The sequence below is a fragment of the Isoptericola halotolerans genome (assembly GCF_003003075.1).
Classification (GTDB): domain Bacteria; phylum Actinomycetota; class Actinomycetes; order Actinomycetales; family Cellulomonadaceae; genus Isoptericola; species Isoptericola halotolerans_A.
In genome coordinates, this window is sequence record NZ_PVTX01000007.1 from 23,078 (window position 1) to 42,824 (window position 19,747).

The window sequence follows — 19,747 nt, forward strand, 5'->3', positions numbered from 1 at the left end:
CCATGCACCGCACGATCATCACCGCAGCCTCGGCCGCCCTGGCGGCGCTCACCACCGTCGGCCTCGCCGCCGGCGCCGCCGCCGCGCCGCCCGAGGGCGCCGGGCAAGGCGGCAAGCCCGCGGGCGTCACCTGTCAGCAGTTCGGCCTCGGCGTGCTGCGCGACACCGGTGTGCTGACCGCGGTCGCGAAGGACGGCCTGGAGTACCCGATCGGCAGCGGGGAGACGATCCCGTTCAGCACCGTGCTGGCGATCCACCGCACGGACCCGGCCACCGCCAACGTCGTCCTCAAGGACTACGCCGCGGTACTCCTCCCGGGTGTCGAGGTCGGGGCCGCGATCGACGCCGCCTGCCCGGCCTGAGTCCTGTCCGTCCCGGCGGGGCCGTCGCGGTGCCGCGACCTTCCCGCCGGGACGGTGCTCAGCGCTGCGCGCGGCTCGAGGCGTACAGGCAGACGGTGGCGGCCGTCGCGAGGTTGAGGGACTCGGCCGCCCCGCGGATCGGCACGCGGACGACGGCGTCGGCGAGCTCGCGGTCGGCCTCGTCCAGTCCCCGGGCCTCGTTGCCGAAGACCCAGGCGGTCGACGCCGCCAGGTCGGGCACCGCTGCCGGACGGCCGGCCGCGCCCGCCACGTCCAGGAGCTCGTCCAGGTCGTGGTCGCCGGCGCCGTCGGCGGCGAGCACCGAGCACCCGCTCGCCCGGACGGCTCGCACGACCTCGGCGAGCGGCACGCCCGAGACCACCGGCAGGTGGAAGAGCGAACCAGCCGTGGAGCGCACGACCTTCGGGTTGTGCACGTCGACGCTCTCGCCGGCGAGGACGACGAGGTCGGCACCGGCGGCATCGGCGGCCCGGATCACCGTGCCGGCGTTGCCGGGGTCGCGCACGGTCGCCAGCACGGCGACGAGCAGCGGCCGACGACGGCCCTCGGCGAGCGACCCGAGCGCTTCCGCCAGCGTCGGCCGCACCGCCCGCACGACCGCGAGGACGCCCTGCGCGTCCGGGCTCATGGCCGCCAGCACCTCGGGCGTGCCGACGTGGACGAACAGGCCCGCCTCCAGGGCGGCCTCGTAGATCTCTCGATAGCGCTGTGCCGCGGCCTCGGTGAGGTAGAGGTCGCGCACGGCGGACGGCGCGCACCGGACCGCCTCACGCACCCCCTGCGGTCCTTCGACGAGGAACTGGCCGTGCTGGGAACGCGCAGGACGCCCGGACAGCGCCCTGACCTGCTTGACGCGCGCCGCTCGCGGGTTGGCGAGGGTCACGTCGGGGATGCGGGGCATCGGCAGGTGGGCGGGTCCGGGCGTCCGGGTGGTGCGACGCAGGCTCAGGCGGCCTTGGGCGCGTTGACGTCCGTGGGGAGGGCGTCCTTGGCGACCTGGACCAGCGCGTTGAACGCTGCGATGTCGTTGACCGCGAGCTCGGCGAGCATGCGACGGTCGACCTCGACGCCCGCGGCCTTGAGGCCCTGGACGAAGCGGTTGTAGGTCATCCCCTGCGCGCGGGACGCAGCGTTGATGCGCTGGATCCACAGCTTGCGGAAGTCACCCTTCTTGGCCTTCCGGTCGCGGTACGAGTAGACGAAGGAGTGGGTGACCTGCTCCTTGGCCTTCCGGTACAGGCGCGAGCGCTGGCCGCGGTAGCCGCTGGCGCGCTCGAGGGTCGTACGGCGCTTCTTGTGGGCGTTGACCGCCCGCTTCACGCGTGCCACGTGATGCTCCTTGCAGTTCGGGTCGGAAGATGGCTACCGGCGGGATCGCCGCCGGCGAGGCTCACTTGCCGAGCAGCTTCTTGATTCGCTTGACGTCGGCGGGTGCGACGTCCTGGTCCACGGCGAGCCGACGCGTACGGCGGCTCGACTTGTGCTCGAGGTAGTGGCGAGCGTTGGTCTGCTCGCGCATGAGCTTGCCCTTGCCGGTCACCCGGAAGCGCTTCTTGGAGCCGGAGTGCGTCTTGTTCTTCGGCATGACTGCCGTCTCTCCTCGTGTCGGTCAACCGCCCGAGGGCGGATGACGTGATGCTGACCGCGGCCGGTGCGCCGGCCCGGTGTCAGGTGGTCTGTCGAGCCGTCAGCTGGGCCGCTGGCTCGGCTTGGGTGCGGGCCGCGGCGCCGACGTCGACTCGTCCTGCTCCGGAGCCGGGGCCTCGGCGGGCTGCTCGGCCGGTGCGGCCGCCTTCTCCTCCGAAGCGGCCTTGGCGCGAGCCTCGGCCTTGACCTCCGACTTGGTCTTGCGCTGGGCGTCCACCGCGGCGGAGCGCTTGCGCTGCTCGCTCTTGGCGTCGGCCTTCTTCTTGACCGGTCCGAGGACCATGGTCATGTTGCGCCCGTCCTGCTTCGGCATGGACTCGACGAAGCCGAGCTCGGCCACGTCGTCCGCGAGCCGCTGCAGCAGCCGCACGCCCATCTCGGGGCGGGACTGCTCACGACCACGGAACATGATCATGACCTTGACCTTGTCGCCGGCCGACAGGAAGCGCTCGACGTGGCCCTTCTTGGTGGCGTAGTCGTGCGGGTCGATCTTGAGGCGGAACCGGATCTCCTTGAGGAGCGTGTTCGCCTGCTTGCGGCGCGCCTCGCGCGCCTTCATGTCCGACTCGTACTTGAACTTGCCGAAGTCCATGAGCTTGGCCACGGGCGGCCGGGCTTCCGGCGCCACCTCGACGAGGTCGAGGTCGGCGTCCTGCGCCAGCTTGAGGGCGACCCCTGTGGCGACCACGCCGACCTGTTCCCCGCCCGGGCCGATGAGCCGGACCTCGGGGACGCGGATCCGGTCGTTGATGCGAGGCTCGCTGATGGTGATGCTCCTAGAAGTCGTCGTGAGACCGCCAGGAACGAGGGAAGGCCCCCGACCTGAGCGAGCAGGTGGAGGCCATCGGTCCGGTGACATCGAGCGCGAACGCCGACGACCGGGGCAGGACGACCTGAGTCGCCCGACCGGACCCGGCCCCTGTCGGCGCTGCCTCGCGGCGGGCGCTCGTCGGTGCTCGGGTGGGATGTTCTCCACTTGCTGCACCCGGCCGTCTAGCGGTCGGGTCGGTCAGCACACGAGACTAGCACGGGACACCGCCGCCCGGGCCAGCCCGGCGACACCCGCCGTGTCACGTTCATCACCCGACTATGTTGGAATCGTTCCAGAGAACGTCGTAGGCTGCGGACATGGCCCACACCACCCCCGCCGTCACGGCGACCGCGGAGCACGAGCTCCTGCGTGGCGCCGGCCTGCGGGTGACCGGTGTCCGGCTCGCCGTCCTGCGTGCGCTGGACGGACACGAGCACTCGACGGCCGACGACGTCGTGCGTGCCGTGCGCGCGGACCTCGGCACCGCGTCGGTGCAGGCCGTCTACGACTCCCTCAACGCCCTCTCCACGGCCGGGCTCCTGCGCCGGATGGAACCGGCGGGCCACCCCGCCCGGTACGAGCGCCGCGTCGGGGACAACCACCACCACATCGTGTGCCGCGGCTGCGGCCTCGTCGCCGACGTGGACTGCACCGTCGGTCACTCCCCCTGCCTGGCACCGAGCGACACCCACGGGTTCCGCGTCGACCTCGCCGAGGTGACCTTCTGGGGCACGTGCCCCCGGTGCGCCGAGCACCGTTGACCGACCGCAGCCCCGACCTCTCCCGACCGTCATCCCGAGTTCCCCCGAGTTCCCCTGAAAGCCCTGAGAAAGGACGTCATATGACGACCCCGTACACGACGACGCAGACCGGCACGCCGGTCGCCAGCGACCAGTACTCGCTGACCGTCGGGTCCGACGGCCCCACCGTGCTGCACGACCGCTACCTGGTCGAGAAGCTCGCGTCGTTCAACCGCGAGCGCGTCCCGGAGCGCAACCCGCACGCCAAGGGTGGCGGCGCCTTCGGCGAGTTCGAGGTCACGGAGGACGTGTCGCGGTACACCAGCGCCGCCGTGTTCCAGCCGGGCGCCAAGGCCGAGACCCTCCTGCGGTTCTCGTCCGTCGCCGGTGAGCAGGGCTCGCCCGACACCTGGCGCGACGTGCGGGGCTTCGCCCTGCGCTTCTACACCACCGAGGGAAACCTTGACGTCGTGGGCAACAACACCCCGGTGTTCTTCCTGCGCGACGCGATGAAGTTCCCGGACTTCATCCACTCGCAGAAGCGGCTCGGCGCCTCCGGCCTGCGCAACGCCGACATGCAGTGGGACTTCTGGACCCGGTCGCCGGAGTCGGCGCACCAGGTCACCTACCTCATGGGCGACCGCGGCCTGTCGACGTCGTGGCGCCACCTCAACGGCTACGGCTCGCACACGTACCTGTGGGTCAACGCCGCAGGCGAGCGGTTCTGGGTCCAGTACCACTTCATCTCCCACCAGGGCGTGGAGAACATGTCCCCGGAGGACGCCCAGCGCATCGCCGGTGAGGACGCGGACTACTACCGCCGCGACCTGTACGAGGCGATCGAGCGCGGCGAGCACCCCTCGTGGGACGTCAAGGTCCAGGTCATGCCGTACGAGGACGCGAAGACCTACCGGTTCAACCCGTTCGACATGACGAAGGTCTGGCCGCACGCGGACTACCCGCTGATCAAGGTCGGCACGTTCACGCTGAACCGCAACCCGCGCAACTTCTTCGCGGAGATCGAGCAGGCCGCGTTCTCGCCGGGCAACCAGGTGCCGGGCACCGGCATCTCGCCCGACAAGATGCTCATGGCCCGCGTGTTCGCGTACAACGACGCGCACCGCCACCGCATCGGCGCGAACTTCAACCAGCTGCCGGTGAACCAGCCGCACGCGGCCTCGGTGAGCACCTACATGCACGAAGGCCCGATGCAGTACCACTTCAACGGCCCCGAGCACCCCGTCTACACGCCGAACTCGTTCGGTGGCCCCGCGGCCGACCCGGCGCGGGGCACCGAGGCGACGTGGGAGTCGGACGGCGAGCTCATGCGTTCGGCGTACTCCCTGCACGCCGAGGACGACGACTTCGGCCAGGCCGGCACCCTGTACCGCGAGGTCTTCGACGACGCCGCCCGCGCGCGGTTCCTGGAGAACCTCACCGGTCAGGGGAAGTCGATCACCGTCGACGAGATCCGTGAGCGGTTCTTCCAGTACTGGACGAGCGTCGACGCGGAGCTGGGCGCCAAGCTCCGCACCGAGGTCGCCGCCGGCTGAGCCGGAGCGCAGCAGAGGGTGGGGGCCGAGGGACGAGGCACCCGCCCGCCGCGCAGCGCAGGCTCGGCCGGCATCGACACCGCCGGCTGAGCCGGAGCGCAGCACCCGAGGCCGGGTCCGCCACGTGCGGGCCCGGCCTCGGGCCTCTCTCCGCCTTCCGAAGGTGCCAAGATGGACCCCATGAGCCACACCCCCGAAACCGGTGCCACCCCGGACGCCGGCACGGCGACGCGCGACATCGCCGACGTCGCCGCCGTCGAGGTCATCACCACCGCCGCCGTCCATCTCATGAGTGCCGCCGCCGTCAAGTGCGGTCTCGCCGAGGAGGACCCGGCCGAGCACCTCGACCTCGACGAGGCGCGCAAGCTCATCACGGCGCTGGCCGCACTGGTGACGGCGTCGGCACCGGACATCGGCAACCAGCACGCCCGGTCCCTGCGCGACGGCCTGCGGTCCCTCCAGCTCGCCTTCCGCGAGGCCTCCGTCGTCCCGGACGAGCCGGGCGAGGGCCCGGGCGAGAAGTTCACGGGCTCCGTCGTCTGACATGTCGCAGCCCTCGGGTCCGTGGGAGCCGACGACGGCGCCGGCCGCCGCGGGCGTCCCCGCACCGGACGAGCCTGCGCCGGCGGATCCACCGCGCCGGCGAGGGCGGGCTGCCCGGGTCGCCGCCGTGGTCCTCGCGGTGCTCCTCGTCGGTGCGCTCGTCGCGGCCGGCTACCTGTGGCGGACGACCGCGGCCTGGGAGGACCACGCCGCGCAGTGGGAGTCCGAGGCTCGCGGATACGCCGAGGAGGTGGCTGCGCTGCAGGCGGAGCTGGACGGCGTCACCGCCGAGCTGGTGGCGGCGCGTGAACAGCTCGACACGGCGACGGCCCGGATCACCGACCTGGCGGACGAGAAGGCGCAGCTCGGCGACGAGAACGTCGCGAGCCAGCAGTACCTCGACTACCAGCGGCGCGTGAGCGAGGCGGCCGGTGTGGTCGCCACTGCGCTGGGGCAGTGCACCGCTGCGCAGTCCCAGCTCATCGGTTACCTGGAGGACCGCGACGCCTACGACCCGGCCGACCTGGACCGGTTCGCCGCGGACGTCGAGGCCCTGTGCGACGAGGCCAACGACGCCAACGCCCAGCTGCAGCAGGAGCTCGCGCGGTGAGGGCCCCCACGCGCGACCCCCGGCGACCGAGCGGCCTCCTCGCCGTCCTGGTGACGACGTTCGTGGCCACGTCCTGCGCGGCGGTGCCCGAGCTGCCGCCGCCGGTGCCCCAGGACGTCGTCCCCTCGGTCGCCCCGCCGACGCTGTCGGCCGCAGGGTCCGACCAGCTCTCCCCCGACGGGTTCGACGCCGTCCAGCGCATGGCCGTGCGGATCCGGAACGTCGGCTGCGCCAGCCTGTCGACCGGGTCGGGGTTCGCCGTCGACGAGCACACGCTCATCACCAACCGCCACGTCGTCGCGGACTCCGAGTCCTTGCAGGTGAGCACCTACGACGGCCGCGACCTGGACGTGTCGGCGGCGAGCACGGCCGCGCTGGCCGACCTCGCCGTCGTGCGGACCGAGGACCCGCTGCCGTCCTTCCCGCAGATCGCCGACGACGACCCCGAGGAGGGCGACGACGTGACGGTCGTGGGTTACCCGGCGGGCGGGCGCCTGACCGTGACGGCCGGCCGGGTGATCGGCACGACGCGCGACCCCCTGCACGAGAACCTCGGCGAGGTGCTGGTCACCGACGCGCCCGTCGAGCCCGGGTCGTCCGGCTCGGCGGCGCTGGACGACGACGGCGACGTCATCGGCGTCGTCTACGCCAAGACCACGGACGGCCGGTCGCTGCTGGTCCCGCAGTCGACCTTGCGCGAGATGCTCGACGACACCTCGGCCTTCACCGAGCTCACGCCCTGCTGAGGACCGGCGTCAGCGCGCCGCGGCGATGCGCAGCTCGAGGGAGTCCACCCGGTCCGCCACCACCTTCGCTGCAGCCAACCGGGCGTTCACCTGGCCGAGCACCGTGTCGAGGCCGGCACGGTCCAGGCCCGGATCGAGCGCCAGGACGACGGCGACCTCGGCCGTGCGGCCCGGCTCGGCGGACGCGCGCACGACGTGCTGGACGGGCGCGGCCGCGTCGCCGACGGCGCGAGCCACCTCGGCGTCGACCACCATGCCGTCGGCCGTCGGCACGAGGGCGGGCCGCCACTCGACGCCCTGGGCCAGCGCCCAGACAGCGGGCCGGGGCACGAGCGCGGTCACGGGGCCCGCCGGGTCGACGACCAGCAGGGACCACTTCTCGTTGACGGCGGACAGCGCCGCGCGTGCTGCCTCGACCGGGACGGGGCGCGCGTCGGGACGCCAGGCCTGCATCGACGCCACGGAGGTGAAGACGGGCAGCGCCCGGCGTCCGTCGGGCGACTCGAGCGCCACGACGCCCGACGAGGCTTCCTTGTCCACCGTGTGCTCGACGCCGTCGTGCTCGACCGTCCCGGTCGCCTCCAGCTCGGCGAGCACCGGCACGAGGACCCGGGTCTCCGCGAGCCGAGCCACGACGTCGCGCAACGGGGTGGTGCCGGCGCGCAGGCCCTCGAGCCGGCGCACGAGCTCGGCGTCGGCCGAGCCGTCGTCACCGGCAAACTGGCTGGTCGGCTGGATGGACCTCATGGGCGCCCCGCGACGTCGAGCGCCTCGGGGAGCGTGAACGCGCCCGCGTAGAGCGCCTTGCCCACGACGGCACCCTCGACGCCGTCACCGGTCAGGGCACGCAGCGCCGCCAGGTCGTCCAGCGAGGAGATGCCACCGGAGGCCACGACCTTGGCCGAGGTCCTGGCGGCGACGTCGCGCAGCAGCTGGACGTTCGGGCCCCGGAGCGTGCCGTCCTTGGTGACGTCGGTGACCACGTACCTGGCGCAGCCGGCGTCGTCGAGACGTGCCAGGACCTCCCAGAGGTCCCCGCCGTCCTGCGTCCATCCGCGGGCGGCGAGCGTGGTGCCGCGCACGTCCAGGCCGACGGCGACCTTGTCCCCGTGCTCGGCGATCACCCGCGCGGTCCACTCGGGGTCCTCGAGGGCGGCGGTACCGATGTTGACACGGCGGGCGCCGGTGGAGAGGGCGCGCTCCAGCGACGCGTCGTCCCGGATGCCGCCGGAGAGCTCGACCTGCACGTCGACCTCCGCCACGACGCTCGCCAGCAGCTCCGCGTTGGAGCCGCGGCCGAAGGCGGCGTCGAGGTCCACCAGATGGATCCACTCCGCGCCGCCCGTCTGCCAGTCGAGCGCAGCGGCGCGGGGGTCGCCGTAGGAGGTCTCCGAGCCGGCCTCCCCCTGGACGAGGCGGACGGCCTGGCCGTCGGCGACGTCGACGGCGGGCAGCAGGACGAGGCGTTCGGTCATGCGTGAGTACTCCAGTCGTGGGGGATGGCGGGGCGACGGCGGCTCAGAGCGACCGCACCCAGTTCTCGAGGAGGGTGGCACCGGCGTCGCCGGACTTCTCGGGGTGGAACTGCGTCGCGGACAGCGGGCCGTCCTCGACCGCGGCGACGAACCGCGCGGCCGCTCCGGCGGGGCCGTGGGACGACCAGGTGACACGCGGCGGCGTGTACCGCGGGTCGGCGGAGTCGTCGTGCCCCTGCGTGAACTCCTGGGCCGCGTACGAGTGCACGAAGTAGAAGCGCTCCTGCTCCACCCCGGCGAACAGCGTCGACCCGGTCGCCGCCTCGACGCCGGACCAGCCCATGTGCGGCACGACGGGCGCCTCGAGCCGGTCGACGACGCCGCGCCACTCCCCCAGGCCGTCCGCCCGGACGCCGTGCTCGACGCCGGCGTCGAACATCACCTGCATGCCGACGCAGACGCCCAGCACGGGCCGACCTCCGGCGAGCCGGCGGTCGACGACCTGGTCGCCGCGGACCGCCCGGAGGCCCTCCATGCAGGCGGCGAACGCGCCGACACCCGGTACCACGAGACCGTCCGCCTCGGTCGCGGCGTGCCGGTCGGCCGTGAGCTCGACGTCGGCCCCGACGCGCTCGAGCGCTCGCACGGCTGACCGGACGTTGCCGAAGCCGTAGTCGAGGACCACCACGCGGGGCCGGGCCGCGGGGCCGCCGGGAGCCACGGGCCGGGCGTTGAGCTCCGCGGCGGCGCCGTCGTCGGGCAGCAGGCCGGGTGCGGGGGTCATCGCTTCTTCTTCCGTCCCTTGCGTGCCACCTGCGACAGCATCCGCACGGCCTTGAGCCGGCTGATGCCCGACGACGACACGACACCGGGCAGGTCGGCGAGCGTGAGGTGCCCGGTCAGGAGGTCCTCGAGGGCGTCGGGGGCACCGCCGAGCACGAGACCGGGCGGCAGCTCGCCGTCGTCCGCCCCGTCGGTGTAGCGCACGCAGGTGAGCTGCTCGCCGTGGCGGGTGACGAGGACGAGCGGGACGCCCGCCACGAGCTGGGAGACGGCGGTGGCAGCGCGGTTCGGCAGGTCGCCCGAGGTGTCGCGCAGCACGCCGAGCGCACCGACGGGCGTCGGGACGACGTCGACGTCGAGGCCGGCCAGCACGCACGCGGCCGCGAGCGGCTCGGCCTCGGCGACCTGGGTGATCAGCACGGCGAGCTCGGGGTCCTGCCGTGCGTCCGTGAGGCTCGACAGGTCGTCGGGGATCTCGATGTCACCGAGGACGTCGGGCAGGTCCTCGTGCCCGGGCTGGTCAGGGGTCGAGGGACTGGGCACCCTACAGCGCTCCCTTGGTCGACGGGATGCCCTCGACGCGCGCGTCGCGGGCGACGGCGGCCCGCAGCGCGCGGGCGAGGGCCTTGAACTGGGCCTCCACGATGTGGTGCGGGTCCCGGCCGGCCAGGACCCGCACGTGGAGGCAGATGTCGGCGTGGTGGGCGATCGACTCCAGGACGTGCCGGGTCAGCGACCCGGTGAAATGGCCGCCGATGAGGTGGTACTCCTGCCCGGCCGGCTCGCCGGAGTGCACGAGGTACGGCCGTCCCGACACGTCGACGACCGCCTGGGCGAGCGCCTCGTCGAGCGGGACGAGCGCGTCGCCGAACCGCGCGATGCCCGACTTGTCGCCGAGCGCCGCCTTGAGCGCCTCGCCGAGCACGATCGCGGTGTCCTCGACCGTGTGGTGGGCGTCGATGTGCGTGTCACCGGTCGCCCGGACGGTCAGGTCGACGAGGGAGTGCTTGCCCAGGGCGGTGAGCATGTGGTCGTAGAACGGCACGGTCGTGGAGATGTCGGTGCGCCCGGTGCCGTCGAGGTTCAGCTCGACGACGACGCTCGACTCGCTCGTGGTGCGCTCCACGCGCGCGGTGCGGTCTGCCATCACTGCTCCTTCTCGCCGATCACGGCGGTCAACGCGTCCTTGAACGCCTGGGTCTCGCCGGGCGTTCCCACCGACACCCGCAGCCATCCGTCGGGCCCCGTCTCACGGATGAGCACGCCGCGGTCGAGCAGTCCCTGCCACACGGCGTGCCGGTCGTCGAGCACGCCGAACAGGACGAAGTTCGCGTCGCTCTCGGCCACCTGCAGGGGCCGGCCGCCGACGTGCTGCTGGCGCAACCATGCCACGAGCTCGTCGCGTCCCGCACGCAGGTCCGCCACCTGGGCGAGCAGCGACTCGCGGTGCTCGAGGGCCGCCCGGGCCGCGGCCTGCGTGACGGCGGACAGGTGGTACGGCAGCCGGACGACCCGGAGCGCGTCCACGAGCGCCGACGACGCCGCCAGGTAGCCGAGCCGCAGCCCCGCGGCCGCGAAGGCCTTGGACATGGTGCGCGTCACGGCCAGGTGCGGGTACCGGTCGAGGAGCGCGAGCGCCGAGGGCGTGCCTTCACGCCGGAACTCGGCGTAGGCCTCGTCGACCACGACGACGGCGGGCACCCGCGTCGCGGCGTCGAGCACCGCCTCGATCGTCCCGGGGTCCAGCGCGGTGCCGGTCGGGTTGTTGGGGCTGGCGAGCAGCACGACCGACGGCTGCTCGGCCTCGATGAGCGCGACCGCCGCGTCGGGGTCGATGGTGAAGTCCTCGGCCCGGCGACCGGTCACCCACCGGGTGTGCGTGTCCCGCGCGTACTCGGGGTACATCGAGTACGTCGGGGCGAACGACACCGCGGTCCGGCCCGGGCCGCCGAAGGCCTGCAGGAGGTGCAGCATGATCTCGTTCGACCCGTTGGCGGCCCACACCTGCGTGGGGTCGAGCCGGACGCCCGACTCCACGGCCAGGTAGTCCGCGAGGTCGGCCCGCAGGTCCGCGAAGTCACGGTCCGGGTAGCGGTTCAGGGTGTGCGCCGCCTGCGCGACCCGCTCGGCGACGGTCGCCACGACCTCGTCGGAGGGCGGGTAGGGGTTCTCGTTGACGTTGAGCCGCACGGGCACGTCGAGCTGCGGTGCGCCGTAGGGCACCTCGTCGGCGAGCTCGGGGCGCAGCGGCAGTGCCGGAGCGTCGGGGGTGGTCACCGCCCCAGTCTACGAGCGGGCGGAAGGTGCCCGGGCTGGCGTCAGGAGACGACGACGTCGGCCCCGGAGATCTCGACGGCGATCTCGCCGAGGGGCTCGGGCGCGGGACCGGACTGCACGGAGGCGTCCGTGAGGGAGAACACCGACCGGTGGCACGGGCACTCGAGCACACCGTCGCCGGGGGTGACGGTGCAGCCCTGATGGGTGCAGACCGCGCTGAAGGCGTGCACCTCGTCCTCGGCCGGCCTCGTGACCAGCACCGGGACGCCGGCGACCTCGGCGCTCACCGCACCCCCGACCGGTACGTCCTCGAGCGCCACCACGGCCTGGCCCGCCGCGGACGTGCTGACGTCGTCGGCCGACCGGTCCGGGTCCGTCCCCTCGGCGCACGCCGCGAGGACGCCGCCACCGACCACCACGCCCGCCAGGGCGCCCGCACCGTGCAGCACCTGACGCCGGGACCGGCACGCGGTGTCGGCGGGTCGTGGGACGGCGGTGGGCTCGCTCATGGGAGGGCTCCTCGGAGGGTCTCGTGGTGACGTCGGTCATACCGGGTGGCAGCATGTCCATCATGGACGCCCCCACCGGCAAGGTGCCAGCGCCGCGCGGCCGAGGCGACGTCGGCCCCTCGTGGCTGTGGCGCTCGCTCGCGGCGCTGGGCGTGCTCGTGTCGGCGGTGGTGCACCTGGTCCTCTGGACGCGCGGCTACGACGACATCGACCTCGTGGGGCCGCTGTTCCTGGTCAACGCCGCCGGCGGCGTCGTCCTGGCGACGCTGATGCTCACCTGGCGGCACTGGCTGCCGCTCGTGGGCGGCATCCTCTTCGGCGCCGTGACGCTGCTCGCGTTCGTCACGTCCGCCACCTCGGACCTGCTCGGCATCTCGCCGGAGGTCATCGGGGTGAACGAGCTCGTCGCGGCGGCCGCAGAGCTGGTCGCCGTGGTGGCCTCCACCGTGGCCCTGGTCCGCGAGCAGGCGCGCTGACCCTGTGGACGGCGGCAGCGGTCTGTCGCTCGCTCCGCCTACGATCGCAGGGTGACCTCCTCGGACGACCCGTACGCCGACCTCGTGCCCTCCTGGACCGACGACGACGTCCCACCGGACGACGACGTCCCACCCCCGGACGACGAGCCCGCCCCGCCGACGGACGCCGCGGCGGCGCGCCCGGTCACCGACCGCTCCGAGGCGGCCAAGCGGGCCAAGCTGGCCATGCTGCGAGGCCTGATGGACACCGCGGGCGGCGAGGGCGGGACCTTGCGCGAACAGGCGACCGACGCCCTGCGCGCGCTCGTCGGGCGCGACGACGCCGAGCTCCGTGACGACCAGTGGAGCGCGATCGAGGCGCTCGTCGCGTTCCACCGGCGTGCGCTGGTCGTGCAGCGCACCGGGTGGGGCAAGTCGGCGGTGTACTTCGTGGCGACCAGCCTGCTGCGCGCCCGCGGCGCGGGGCCGACGGTGATCGTCTCCCCGCTGCTCGCCCTCATGCGCGACCAGATCTCGGCCGCGGCCCGCGCCGGGATCCACGCGGTGACGATCAACTCCTCCAACGTCACCGAGTGGGACCAGGTGCACGCCCAGATCGCCGCCGGTGAGGTCGACGTCCTGCTGTGCTCCCCGGAGCGGCTCAACAACCCGGCGTTCCGCGACGAGGTGCTGCCCCGCCTGGCGGCGGACGCCGGCCTGGTCGTCGTCGACGAGGCCCACTGCATCTCGGACTGGGGGCACGACTTCCGGCCGGACTACCGCCGGATCCGCACCCTGCTGACGGACCTTCCGCCCGGCATCCCCGTGCTCGCCACGACGGCCACGGCGAACGAGCGGGTGACCCGCGACGTCGCCGAGCAGATGGCGGTGCAGGCCGACGGGCGTACCGCGGGCGTGGCCGACGGCGACGGCCCGCTGGGGGCCACCGACGACGTGCTGGTGCTGCGCGGAGCCCTCGATCGCGAGTCCCTGCACCTGGCGGTGCTCGAGCTGGGCGACCAGCCGACGCGGGTCGCCTGGCTGGTGGAGGCCCTGCAGGAGATCGACGGCTCCGGCATCGTCTACTGCCTCACCGTCTCCGCCGCCGAGGAGGTGGCGACCCAGCTCCGTGGCGCCGGTCTCGCGGTGGCCGCCTACACCGGGCGGACCGATCCGACGCAGCGTGCGCAGCTCGAGGAGGACCTCAAGGACAACCGGGTCAAGGCCCTGGTCGCGACGTCCGCGCTGGGCATGGGGTTCGACAAGCCGGACCTCGCGTTCGTCGTGCACCTGGGCGCGCCCTCGTCGCCGATCGCCTACTACCAGCAGGTGGGCCGCGCCGGCCGTGGCGTGGACGACGCGGTCGTCGTGCTCCTGCCCGGCCACGAGGACAAGGCCATCTGGGACTGGTTCGGTTCCCAGGCCTTTCCCGCCGAGCAGCAGGTCCGGGCCACCCTCGCGGCGCTCGCGCAGACAGGCGAGACGATGTCGACCGCGGCTCTCGAGACGCACGTCGACCTCAAGCGCTCGCGCCTCGAGTCGATGCTCAAGGTCCTGGACGTCGACGGAGCGGTCCGGCGGGTCAAGGGCGGCTGGGTCGCCACCGGGGCCGAGTGGGTCTACGACGCCGCCCGATACGCACGGGTCGCCGAGACCCGCAGCACGGAGGCCCGGGCGATGCTCGACTACGTCGCCACGACCGGCTGCCGGATGCGGTTCCTCCGCGCGCAGCTGGACGACCCGGCGCTGCCGGACGGCTGGACGTGCGGACGGTGCGACCGGTGCGGCGGTGTCGCCCTCCCCCCGCCGCCCTCCACCGAGTCGGTGGCCGAGGCCCGTGCCGAGATGGACCGTCCGGGCGTCGAGGTCGAGCCCCGCAAGATGTGGCCCTCCGGACTCGACACGCTCGGGCTCGACGTCAAGGGCAAGATCCCGGACACCGAGCGCGCCGAGCCGGGGCGTGCCGTGGCGCGGTTCGACGGGCTGGGCTGGGCCGGCCCCGTGCGTGAGCTGTTCGCACCGACGACGCCGGACGGCGAGACACCGACGGCGCTGCGCACGGCGGCGGCACGGGTGCTCGACGACTGGGACGCGATCCGGGCGGGCTCGGGATCCGAGGACGGGTCGTCGGACGCCACCGGCGCCGGACGCGACCGGACGCTGGTCGTCGAGGGCGTGGTCGCCGTGCGCTCCGTGACGCGCCCGCAGCTCACGTACCACCTGGCCAACGGCCTGGCGTCCTACCTCGGCGTGCCGCTCATCGGCGCCGTGGGACCTGCCTCCGGCGCGGAGGAGCCGGGCCGCCACGACGTGAACTCCGCCATGCGCCTCGCCGGCGTCGCCCGGCGCCTCCGCCTCGAGCTCGGCGACGCGGCCCTGTCGGGACTCCCGGGTCGCACCGTCCTGCTGGTGGACGACTGGACCGAGTCGGGATGGACGCTGACCGTCGCGGCGAGGCTCCTGCGCCAGGCCGGAGCAGCGGCGGTCCACCCCTTCGTGCTGGGCGTGCGCTAGGGATCCAGCAGGCCGCGGACATCGTCGGCGGCGAGCGCCCCGGCGAAGGCTCCGGCGTCGTCGTCGAGCACCGCGTCGAACAGTGCCGCCTTGCGCTGCGCGAGCGCCATCACCTTCTCCTCGATGGTGTCGGCGGCGACCATCCGGGTGACGACGACGTGACGCGTCTGGCCGATGCGATGGGTGCGGTCGATCGCCTGCGCCTCGGCCGCCGGGTTCCACCAGGGGTCCAGCAGGTAGACGTAGTCCGCCTCGGTGAGGTTGAGGCCGACGCCGCCCGCCTTGAGGCTGATGAGGAACACCGGGGCGGTGCCCTGCTTGAAGCCGCGGATGACGCCCGCCCGGTCACGGGTGCTCCCGTCGAGGTAGGCGACGGGCAGGCCCGCCTCGGCGCACCGCTGCTCGACCCGTCGCAGGAACGAGGTGAACTGCGAGAACACGAGGGCACGGTGCCCCTCGGCGGCGACCTCGACGAGCTGGTCGACGACGGTGTCCAGCTTGGTCGACGTGACCCCGGCGTAGGCGTCGTCGACCAGGGCGGCGTCCAGGGCGAGGCGGCGCAGCGTCGTCAGGGAACGGAAGATGGCGGCCTTGTTGGCCTCGAAGTCGGTGAGCAGGCCCAGCAGGCGCTGTCGCTCGCGCTGCAGGTGGGTGTCGTAGACCTTGCGGTGGTCCGGCGCGAGCGGGACCCTCAGCACCTGCTCCTGCCGGGCAGGCAGCTCGGGAGCGACCTGCGCCTTGGTCCGCCGCAGCATCAGCACGCGGATACGTCGCTTGAGCCGTGCCAGCGCACGGTTGCCCGCCGCGACGACCGCGGCGTCGTCGTCCTGCGCGGCAGCGTCGACGGGCCGGATCGTCTCGGCCCGGAACCGGTGCAACGACGGGTACAGCCCCGGGGCCACGATGGCGAGCATCGCCCAGAGCTCGGTGAGGTTGTTCTCCAGCGGCGTGCCCGTGATCGCGAGCTTGAACGGGGTGTCGAGCCGGCGGGCGGTCTGGTTCGCCCGGGTGCGCGGGTTCTTCGCGAACTGTGCCTCGTCGAGGATGAGGCCGGACCACTCGAGCGCGGCGAACGCCTCGAACTCCAGCCGGTACACGGCGTACGACGTGACGACGACGTCGACATCCTTGACGAGCTCCGCCAGGCTGCGACCGAGCTTCTTGGTGGTGGCCGGCAGGGCCACCACGTCGAGGCCTGGGGTGAACCGGGTGGCCTCGTCGACCCAGTTGCCGACGACGGACGCGGGGGCGACGACGACGAACGGCGGCGCGGCGCGCCCGTCGGCCGCTGCTTCCGCGCGGGCACGGGCGAGGAAGGCGAGCGTCTCGACGGTCTTCCCGAGCCCCATGTCGTCCGCGAGGATGCCGCCGAGCCCGTGCCGCCACAGATAGGTGAGCCACTCGTACGCCTGGTGCTGGTACGGACGCAGGTCGGCCCGCAGCCCGTCGGGCACGTCGACGGGCACCGGCGTGCCCCCTCCGTGGGCGATCCGGCGCAGGTCCGCCACCGAGCGCCGCCAACGGTCGGAGACGCGCACCTCGTCCGCGGCGTCCTCCAGCTCGCCCCACAGCTGGGTGTCGTAGCGGCTCAGGCTGAGCCGGCCCGGCCGGTCGCTGAGCGCGGTGGCCTCCTCGATCAGCGAGCGCAGGCGTCCCAGCGAGGGCTGGTTCAGCCGCAGCCACGAGCCGTCGACGAGGAGCAGGCGCTTGCGCCCCTGGGCGAGCGCCGTGAAGAGCCGGGTGAACGGGACTTCCTTGCCCGCGACCGTCACCGAGATCCCGAGGTCGAGCCAGTCGGAACGGCCCGAGGGTGCGCCCTCCACGACCACCCGCGCGGGGCCGTCGAGGTGGTGGTAGTCGGGTGCCGGGTCACCCTCGATGCGCACCTCGGTCGCCGCGAGCGCCGGGAGGACGTCCTGCGCCAGGTCGAGGGCGTCGAGCCCGGTGAACCGCTGGTGGTCGGCGAGCTCGAACCGCTCGAACCCGACGATCCCGCGCACCACGGAGGTGGCCTTCTCCTGGATCTCCGCCTCGGCCTGCGGGTCGCGGGCCGGGTCCACCGCCCCACCCGCCAGCGGGACGGTGCGCGGGTCGCCGTCGCCCCGCGGGTAGTGCCACGACCAGGTCAGCTCGGCCTGCTCGGGAGAGCCGAACCGGGCGGCGGCCACGAGCACCGGCCGAGGGTTCTCGGGCAGGTCGACGCTGCCGTCCGAGACGACCTGGGCGGTGCGCCGCAGGGCGGGCAGGTGCTCGGTGAAGAACTCGTCCACGTCCGACGCCGGGACGTCCGTCGGGCCGAGCCCCACGAGCTCGCGGGCCCCCTCCCCCAGCCGCCGGGGGGTCGGGCCGATCCGGAGCACGGTCCGGCCGTCCTCGGCCTCGACGGCGTACAGGCCGGTGTCGCCGACAGCGCCGAGCTGCGCCCCACCGACGGCGTCGACCCCGTCGTGCGCGACCACCGGGGACAGGCGGACGCCGTCGACCGAGGCCGCCACCTCCAGCCGAAGCGTCGCGGTCCTCGCCAGGTGGACCTCGTCACGGGCACCGTGGCCGACGAACGGGATGTCGAGATCGGTCGCCTCGGCCAGGAGCGCCCACAGGCCGCGCCCGCCGGCGCCCAGCGGGCGCCACGCGTCGCGGGCGCGCACGGAGCCGTCGCCCAGGGTGGCGCCGAGGTCGGCGAACCAGCGCCGCACCTCGGGCGCCGGCGTGGCTCGGACGCCGGCGAACGCGTAGAGCCCGCGGGTCAGGGCGTCCCAGCTCGCCTCGGGGGCGGTCTTCCAGCCCCCGTTCCGCGACGGGACGACGGGCCGGACGGACAGCCCCGGCGCGGCCTCACCCAGGGCGCCGTCGAGGCGGAAGCGCAGCGCCACGGGCAGCACACCGCCCGCCGATGCTGACGCCGTCGGGCCCTCGACGCCCGTGACGGCGGCCAGGCGGCCACGCCAGTCGCCGCCGTCGGTACCGCTGGTGCCCTCCTCGCCGTGCGGGCGGACGTGGAGCAGCGTGGCCGCGACGTGCTTGCAGTCGACGGCCACGGGGCAGGAGCAGGACGAGTCGTGGAACGCGTAGCGGCCCGCGTCGTCGACCACGAACCAGATGCGGCAGTCGTAGGGCTGCGGCCCGCTGCCCGCGACCCGCGCGCTGAGGACCAGGTCGTGACCGTCCCACCGCCACGAGGCGACCATGCCGGCGCGCTGGTACCCCTGGGCACGGCGGAACGTCGTCGTGCCCACGATCCCGCCGACGACGAGCGGGTCGAGCCGGGGCGGCCTGGAGGAGGGGGCGGGCATGGCCCCATGGTCCCACCCCACGCCGACACGACCGGCTCAGAAGCGGCCGCGCACCGCCTCGCCGTGCGCGGGAAGGTCCTCGTCGTTCGCGACGGCCACGATGCGGTCGGCCACCTTCGCCAGCGCCTCGCGGGAATAGTCGACCACCTGCACCGACCGCAGGAAGGCGTGCACGCCCAGCCCGCTCGCGAAGTGCGCCGTGCCCCCGGTGGGCAGCACGTGGTTGGAGCCCGCCATGTAGTCACCGAGGGAGACCGGCGAGTACGGACCGACGAAGATCGCTCCGGCCGACCGGACGCGCTGAGCGACCGCCGCGGCGTCCTCGGTCTGGATCTCCAGGTGCTCGGCGCCGTAGGCGTCGACCACGGCCAGCCCCTGCTCGACGTCGTCCACCAGGACCACCGCCGACTGCGGACCTGCGAGCGCCGTCGTGACCCGGGCGGTGTGCTTCGTGGCCTCCGCGAGGTCGACCAGCTTGGCCTCCACCGCACCGGCGAGCTCCACCGACGGCGTGACCAGCACCGACGCCGCCATCAGGTCGTGCTCCGCCTGGCTGACCAGGTCGAGCGCCACGTGCCCCGCGTCGGCCGTGTGGTCGGCGAGGACCGCGATCTCCGTGGGACCGGCCTCGGCGTCGATGCCGACGACGCCGCGCACGAGCCGCTTGGCGGCTGCGACGTAGACGTTGCCGGGCCCCGTGACGACGTCCACCGGCTCGCAGAGGACCTCGCCGTCGACGGGCTCGCTCCCGGCCGCACCGTAGGCGAACATCGCGACCGCCTGGGCGCCGCCGACCGCGTAGACCTCGTCGACGCCGAGCAGCGCGCACGCGGCCAGGATGGTCGGGTGCGGGAGCCCGCCGGAGGCCTTCTGCGGCGGCGAGGCGACGGCCAGGGCGGGCACGCCCGCCTCCTGGGCGGCGACCACGTTCATGATCACGGACGACGGGTAGACCGCCAGGCCTCCCGGCGCGTAGAGGCCCACGCGCTGGACGGGGATCCATCGCTGCCGCACCTCCGCGCCGTCCGCCAGGACGGTGGTGTGCTCGGTGGGCACCTGGTCGGCGTGCACGGCGCGCACCCGGGCGATCGCCTCCTCGAGCCCGTCGCGGACGACGGGGTCGAGGCCGGCCAGCGCCTCGTCGAGCGCGTGCCGGGGCACCCGCAGATGGCCCGGACGCACCCCGTCGAAACGCTCGCCCAGGTCGCGCAGCGCGGCGGCGCCACGGGCCCGGACGTCGGTCAGGATCGGGGCGACGGCGTCGACGGCCTGCTCCACGCCGATCTCGGGGCGCGGCAGCACCCGGAGCAGCTCGGTGCGGGACAGGACCTGTCCACGGAGGTCGATGCGTTGGATCACGCGCACCAGTCTAGGTCGTGCCGGAGCAGGCCGGCCGGTCGTCCCGGAC

At 73.7% G+C, this 19,747-nt stretch carries 21 protein-coding genes; 8 read left to right on the plus strand and 13 right to left on the minus strand.

Annotated elements, in window-relative coordinates:
• Positions 1-2 precede the first annotated feature (2 nt).
• The gene (locus BCL65_RS10810) at positions 3-362 is read left to right on the plus strand and encodes a hypothetical protein (protein WP_106267908.1); all 360 of its coding nucleotides are present in this window, start codon (positions 3-5) and stop codon (positions 360-362) included.
• 58 nt (positions 363-420) lie between these two features.
• Here the strand turns inward: BCL65_RS10810 and BCL65_RS10815 are convergent, their stop codons facing one another.
• From BCL65_RS10815 to infC, 4 genes are all read right to left on the minus strand, one after another.
• Positions 421-1,284, minus strand: a complete 864-nt coding sequence (locus tag BCL65_RS10815; RefSeq protein ID WP_106267910.1) for a TrmH family RNA methyltransferase — start codon at positions 1,282-1,284, stop codon at positions 421-423.
• 44 nt (positions 1,285-1,328) lie between these two features.
• Positions 1,329-1,712, minus strand: a complete 384-nt coding sequence (gene rplT / locus BCL65_RS10820; protein ID WP_106267912.1) for a 50S ribosomal protein L20 — start codon at positions 1,710-1,712, stop codon at positions 1,329-1,331.
• Between the two features lie 61 nt (positions 1,713-1,773).
• On the minus strand, positions 1,774-1,968 hold the full coding sequence (rpmI, locus tag BCL65_RS10825; RefSeq protein ID WP_106267914.1) for a 50S ribosomal protein L35: 195 nt from the start codon (positions 1,966-1,968) through the stop codon (positions 1,774-1,776).
• Positions 1,969-2,070: 102 nt separating this feature from the next.
• Positions 2,071-2,802: a translation initiation factor IF-3 gene (infC, locus tag BCL65_RS10830; RefSeq protein ID WP_243401025.1), complete on the minus strand. Its 732-nt coding sequence runs from the start codon at positions 2,800-2,802 to the stop codon at positions 2,071-2,073.
• Between the two features lie 356 nt (positions 2,803-3,158).
• Here infC and BCL65_RS10835 point away from each other — a divergent pair, with 356 nt between their 5' ends.
• The 5 genes from BCL65_RS10835 to BCL65_RS10855 all read left to right on the plus strand — a co-directional run bounded on the left by BCL65_RS10835 (position 3,159) and on the right by BCL65_RS10855 (position 7,033).
• On the plus strand, positions 3,159-3,602 hold the full coding sequence (locus BCL65_RS10835; protein WP_106267918.1) for a Fur family transcriptional regulator: 444 nt from the start codon (positions 3,159-3,161) through the stop codon (positions 3,600-3,602).
• 80 nt (positions 3,603-3,682) lie between these two features.
• Positions 3,683-5,134, plus strand: coding sequence for a catalase (locus tag BCL65_RS10840; RefSeq protein WP_106267920.1), 1,452 nt, complete (start codon positions 3,683-3,685; stop codon positions 5,132-5,134).
• A gap of 180 nt (positions 5,135-5,314) precedes the next feature.
• Positions 5,315-5,677: a DUF1844 domain-containing protein gene (locus BCL65_RS10845; RefSeq protein WP_106268277.1), complete on the plus strand. Its 363-nt coding sequence runs from the start codon at positions 5,315-5,317 to the stop codon at positions 5,675-5,677.
• A 1-nt stretch (position 5,678) separates the two neighbouring features.
• Entirely contained in the window at positions 5,679-6,287 is a 609-nt protein-coding gene (locus tag BCL65_RS10850; RefSeq protein WP_106267922.1) for a hypothetical protein, read from the plus strand.
• A complete protein-coding gene (locus BCL65_RS10855) occupies positions 6,284-7,033 on the plus strand; it encodes a S1C family serine protease (RefSeq protein WP_374956680.1) in 750 nt (249 codons plus the stop codon). Before BCL65_RS10850 ends, BCL65_RS10855 begins: the two co-directional genes overlap by 4 nt.
• 9 nt (positions 7,034-7,042) lie before the next feature.
• Here the strand turns inward: BCL65_RS10855 and BCL65_RS10860 are convergent, their stop codons facing one another.
• From BCL65_RS10860 to BCL65_RS10890, 7 genes are read right to left on the minus strand one after another with little or no spacing between them, the layout of a single operon-like run.
• Positions 7,043-7,780 (minus strand): SseB family protein, encoded by a 738-nt coding sequence (locus BCL65_RS10860; RefSeq protein ID WP_106267924.1) that lies wholly within the window; start codon positions 7,778-7,780, stop codon positions 7,043-7,045.
• On the minus strand, positions 7,777-8,508 hold the full coding sequence (gene priA / locus BCL65_RS10865; protein WP_106267925.1) for a bifunctional 1-(5-phosphoribosyl)-5-((5-phosphoribosylamino)methylideneamino)imidazole-4-carboxamide isomerase/phosphoribosylanthranilate isomerase PriA: 732 nt from the start codon (positions 8,506-8,508) through the stop codon (positions 7,777-7,779). Before priA ends, BCL65_RS10860 begins: the two co-directional genes overlap by 4 nt.
• A gap of 43 nt (positions 8,509-8,551) precedes the next feature.
• A complete protein-coding gene (gene hisH / locus BCL65_RS10870) occupies positions 8,552-9,292 on the minus strand; it encodes an imidazole glycerol phosphate synthase subunit HisH (RefSeq protein WP_106267927.1) in 741 nt (246 codons plus the stop codon).
• Positions 9,289-9,834, minus strand: a complete 546-nt coding sequence (locus tag BCL65_RS10875; protein WP_106267929.1) for a hypothetical protein — start codon at positions 9,832-9,834, stop codon at positions 9,289-9,291. Before BCL65_RS10875 ends, hisH begins: the two co-directional genes overlap by 4 nt.
• A gap of 1 nt (position 9,835) precedes the next feature.
• Positions 9,836-10,438 (minus strand): imidazoleglycerol-phosphate dehydratase HisB, encoded by a 603-nt coding sequence (gene hisB / locus BCL65_RS10880; protein WP_106267931.1) that lies wholly within the window; start codon positions 10,436-10,438, stop codon positions 9,836-9,838.
• Complete coding sequence (locus tag BCL65_RS10885) at positions 10,438-11,568, minus strand: histidinol-phosphate transaminase (protein ID WP_106267933.1); 1,131 nt, start codon at positions 11,566-11,568, stop codon at positions 10,438-10,440. The genes hisB and BCL65_RS10885 overlap by 1 nt, the downstream gene beginning before the upstream one ends.
• A 41-nt stretch (positions 11,569-11,609) precedes the next feature.
• On the minus strand, positions 11,610-12,077 hold the full coding sequence (locus BCL65_RS10890; protein WP_106267935.1) for a QcrA and Rieske domain-containing protein: 468 nt from the start codon (positions 12,075-12,077) through the stop codon (positions 11,610-11,612).
• A gap of 62 nt (positions 12,078-12,139) precedes the next feature.
• Between BCL65_RS10890 and BCL65_RS10895 the strand changes: the two genes are divergently transcribed.
• Complete coding sequence (locus tag BCL65_RS10895; RefSeq protein ID WP_165799995.1) at positions 12,140-12,553, plus strand: hypothetical protein; 414 nt, start codon at positions 12,140-12,142, stop codon at positions 12,551-12,553.
• 225 nt (positions 12,554-12,778) lie between these two features.
• Positions 12,779-15,046 carry a RecQ family ATP-dependent DNA helicase gene (locus tag BCL65_RS10905; protein ID WP_106267939.1) on the plus strand — a complete coding sequence of 756 codons (2,268 nt, stop codon included), beginning with the start codon at positions 12,779-12,781 and terminating at the stop codon, positions 15,044-15,046.
• Here BCL65_RS10905 and BCL65_RS10910 read toward each other — a convergent pair.
• Together BCL65_RS10910 and hisD are read right to left on the minus strand one after the other, a co-directional pair.
• Positions 15,043-18,339 (minus strand): DEAD/DEAH box helicase, encoded by a 3,297-nt coding sequence (locus BCL65_RS10910; RefSeq protein WP_106267941.1) that lies wholly within the window; start codon positions 18,337-18,339, stop codon positions 15,043-15,045. The two genes, BCL65_RS10905 and BCL65_RS10910, sit on opposite strands and share 4 nt — an antisense overlap.
• Positions 18,340-18,375: 36 nt before the next feature.
• Positions 18,376-19,698, minus strand: coding sequence for a histidinol dehydrogenase (gene hisD / locus BCL65_RS10915; protein WP_106268281.1), 1,323 nt, complete (start codon positions 19,696-19,698; stop codon positions 18,376-18,378).
• Positions 19,699-19,747 lie beyond the last annotated feature (49 nt).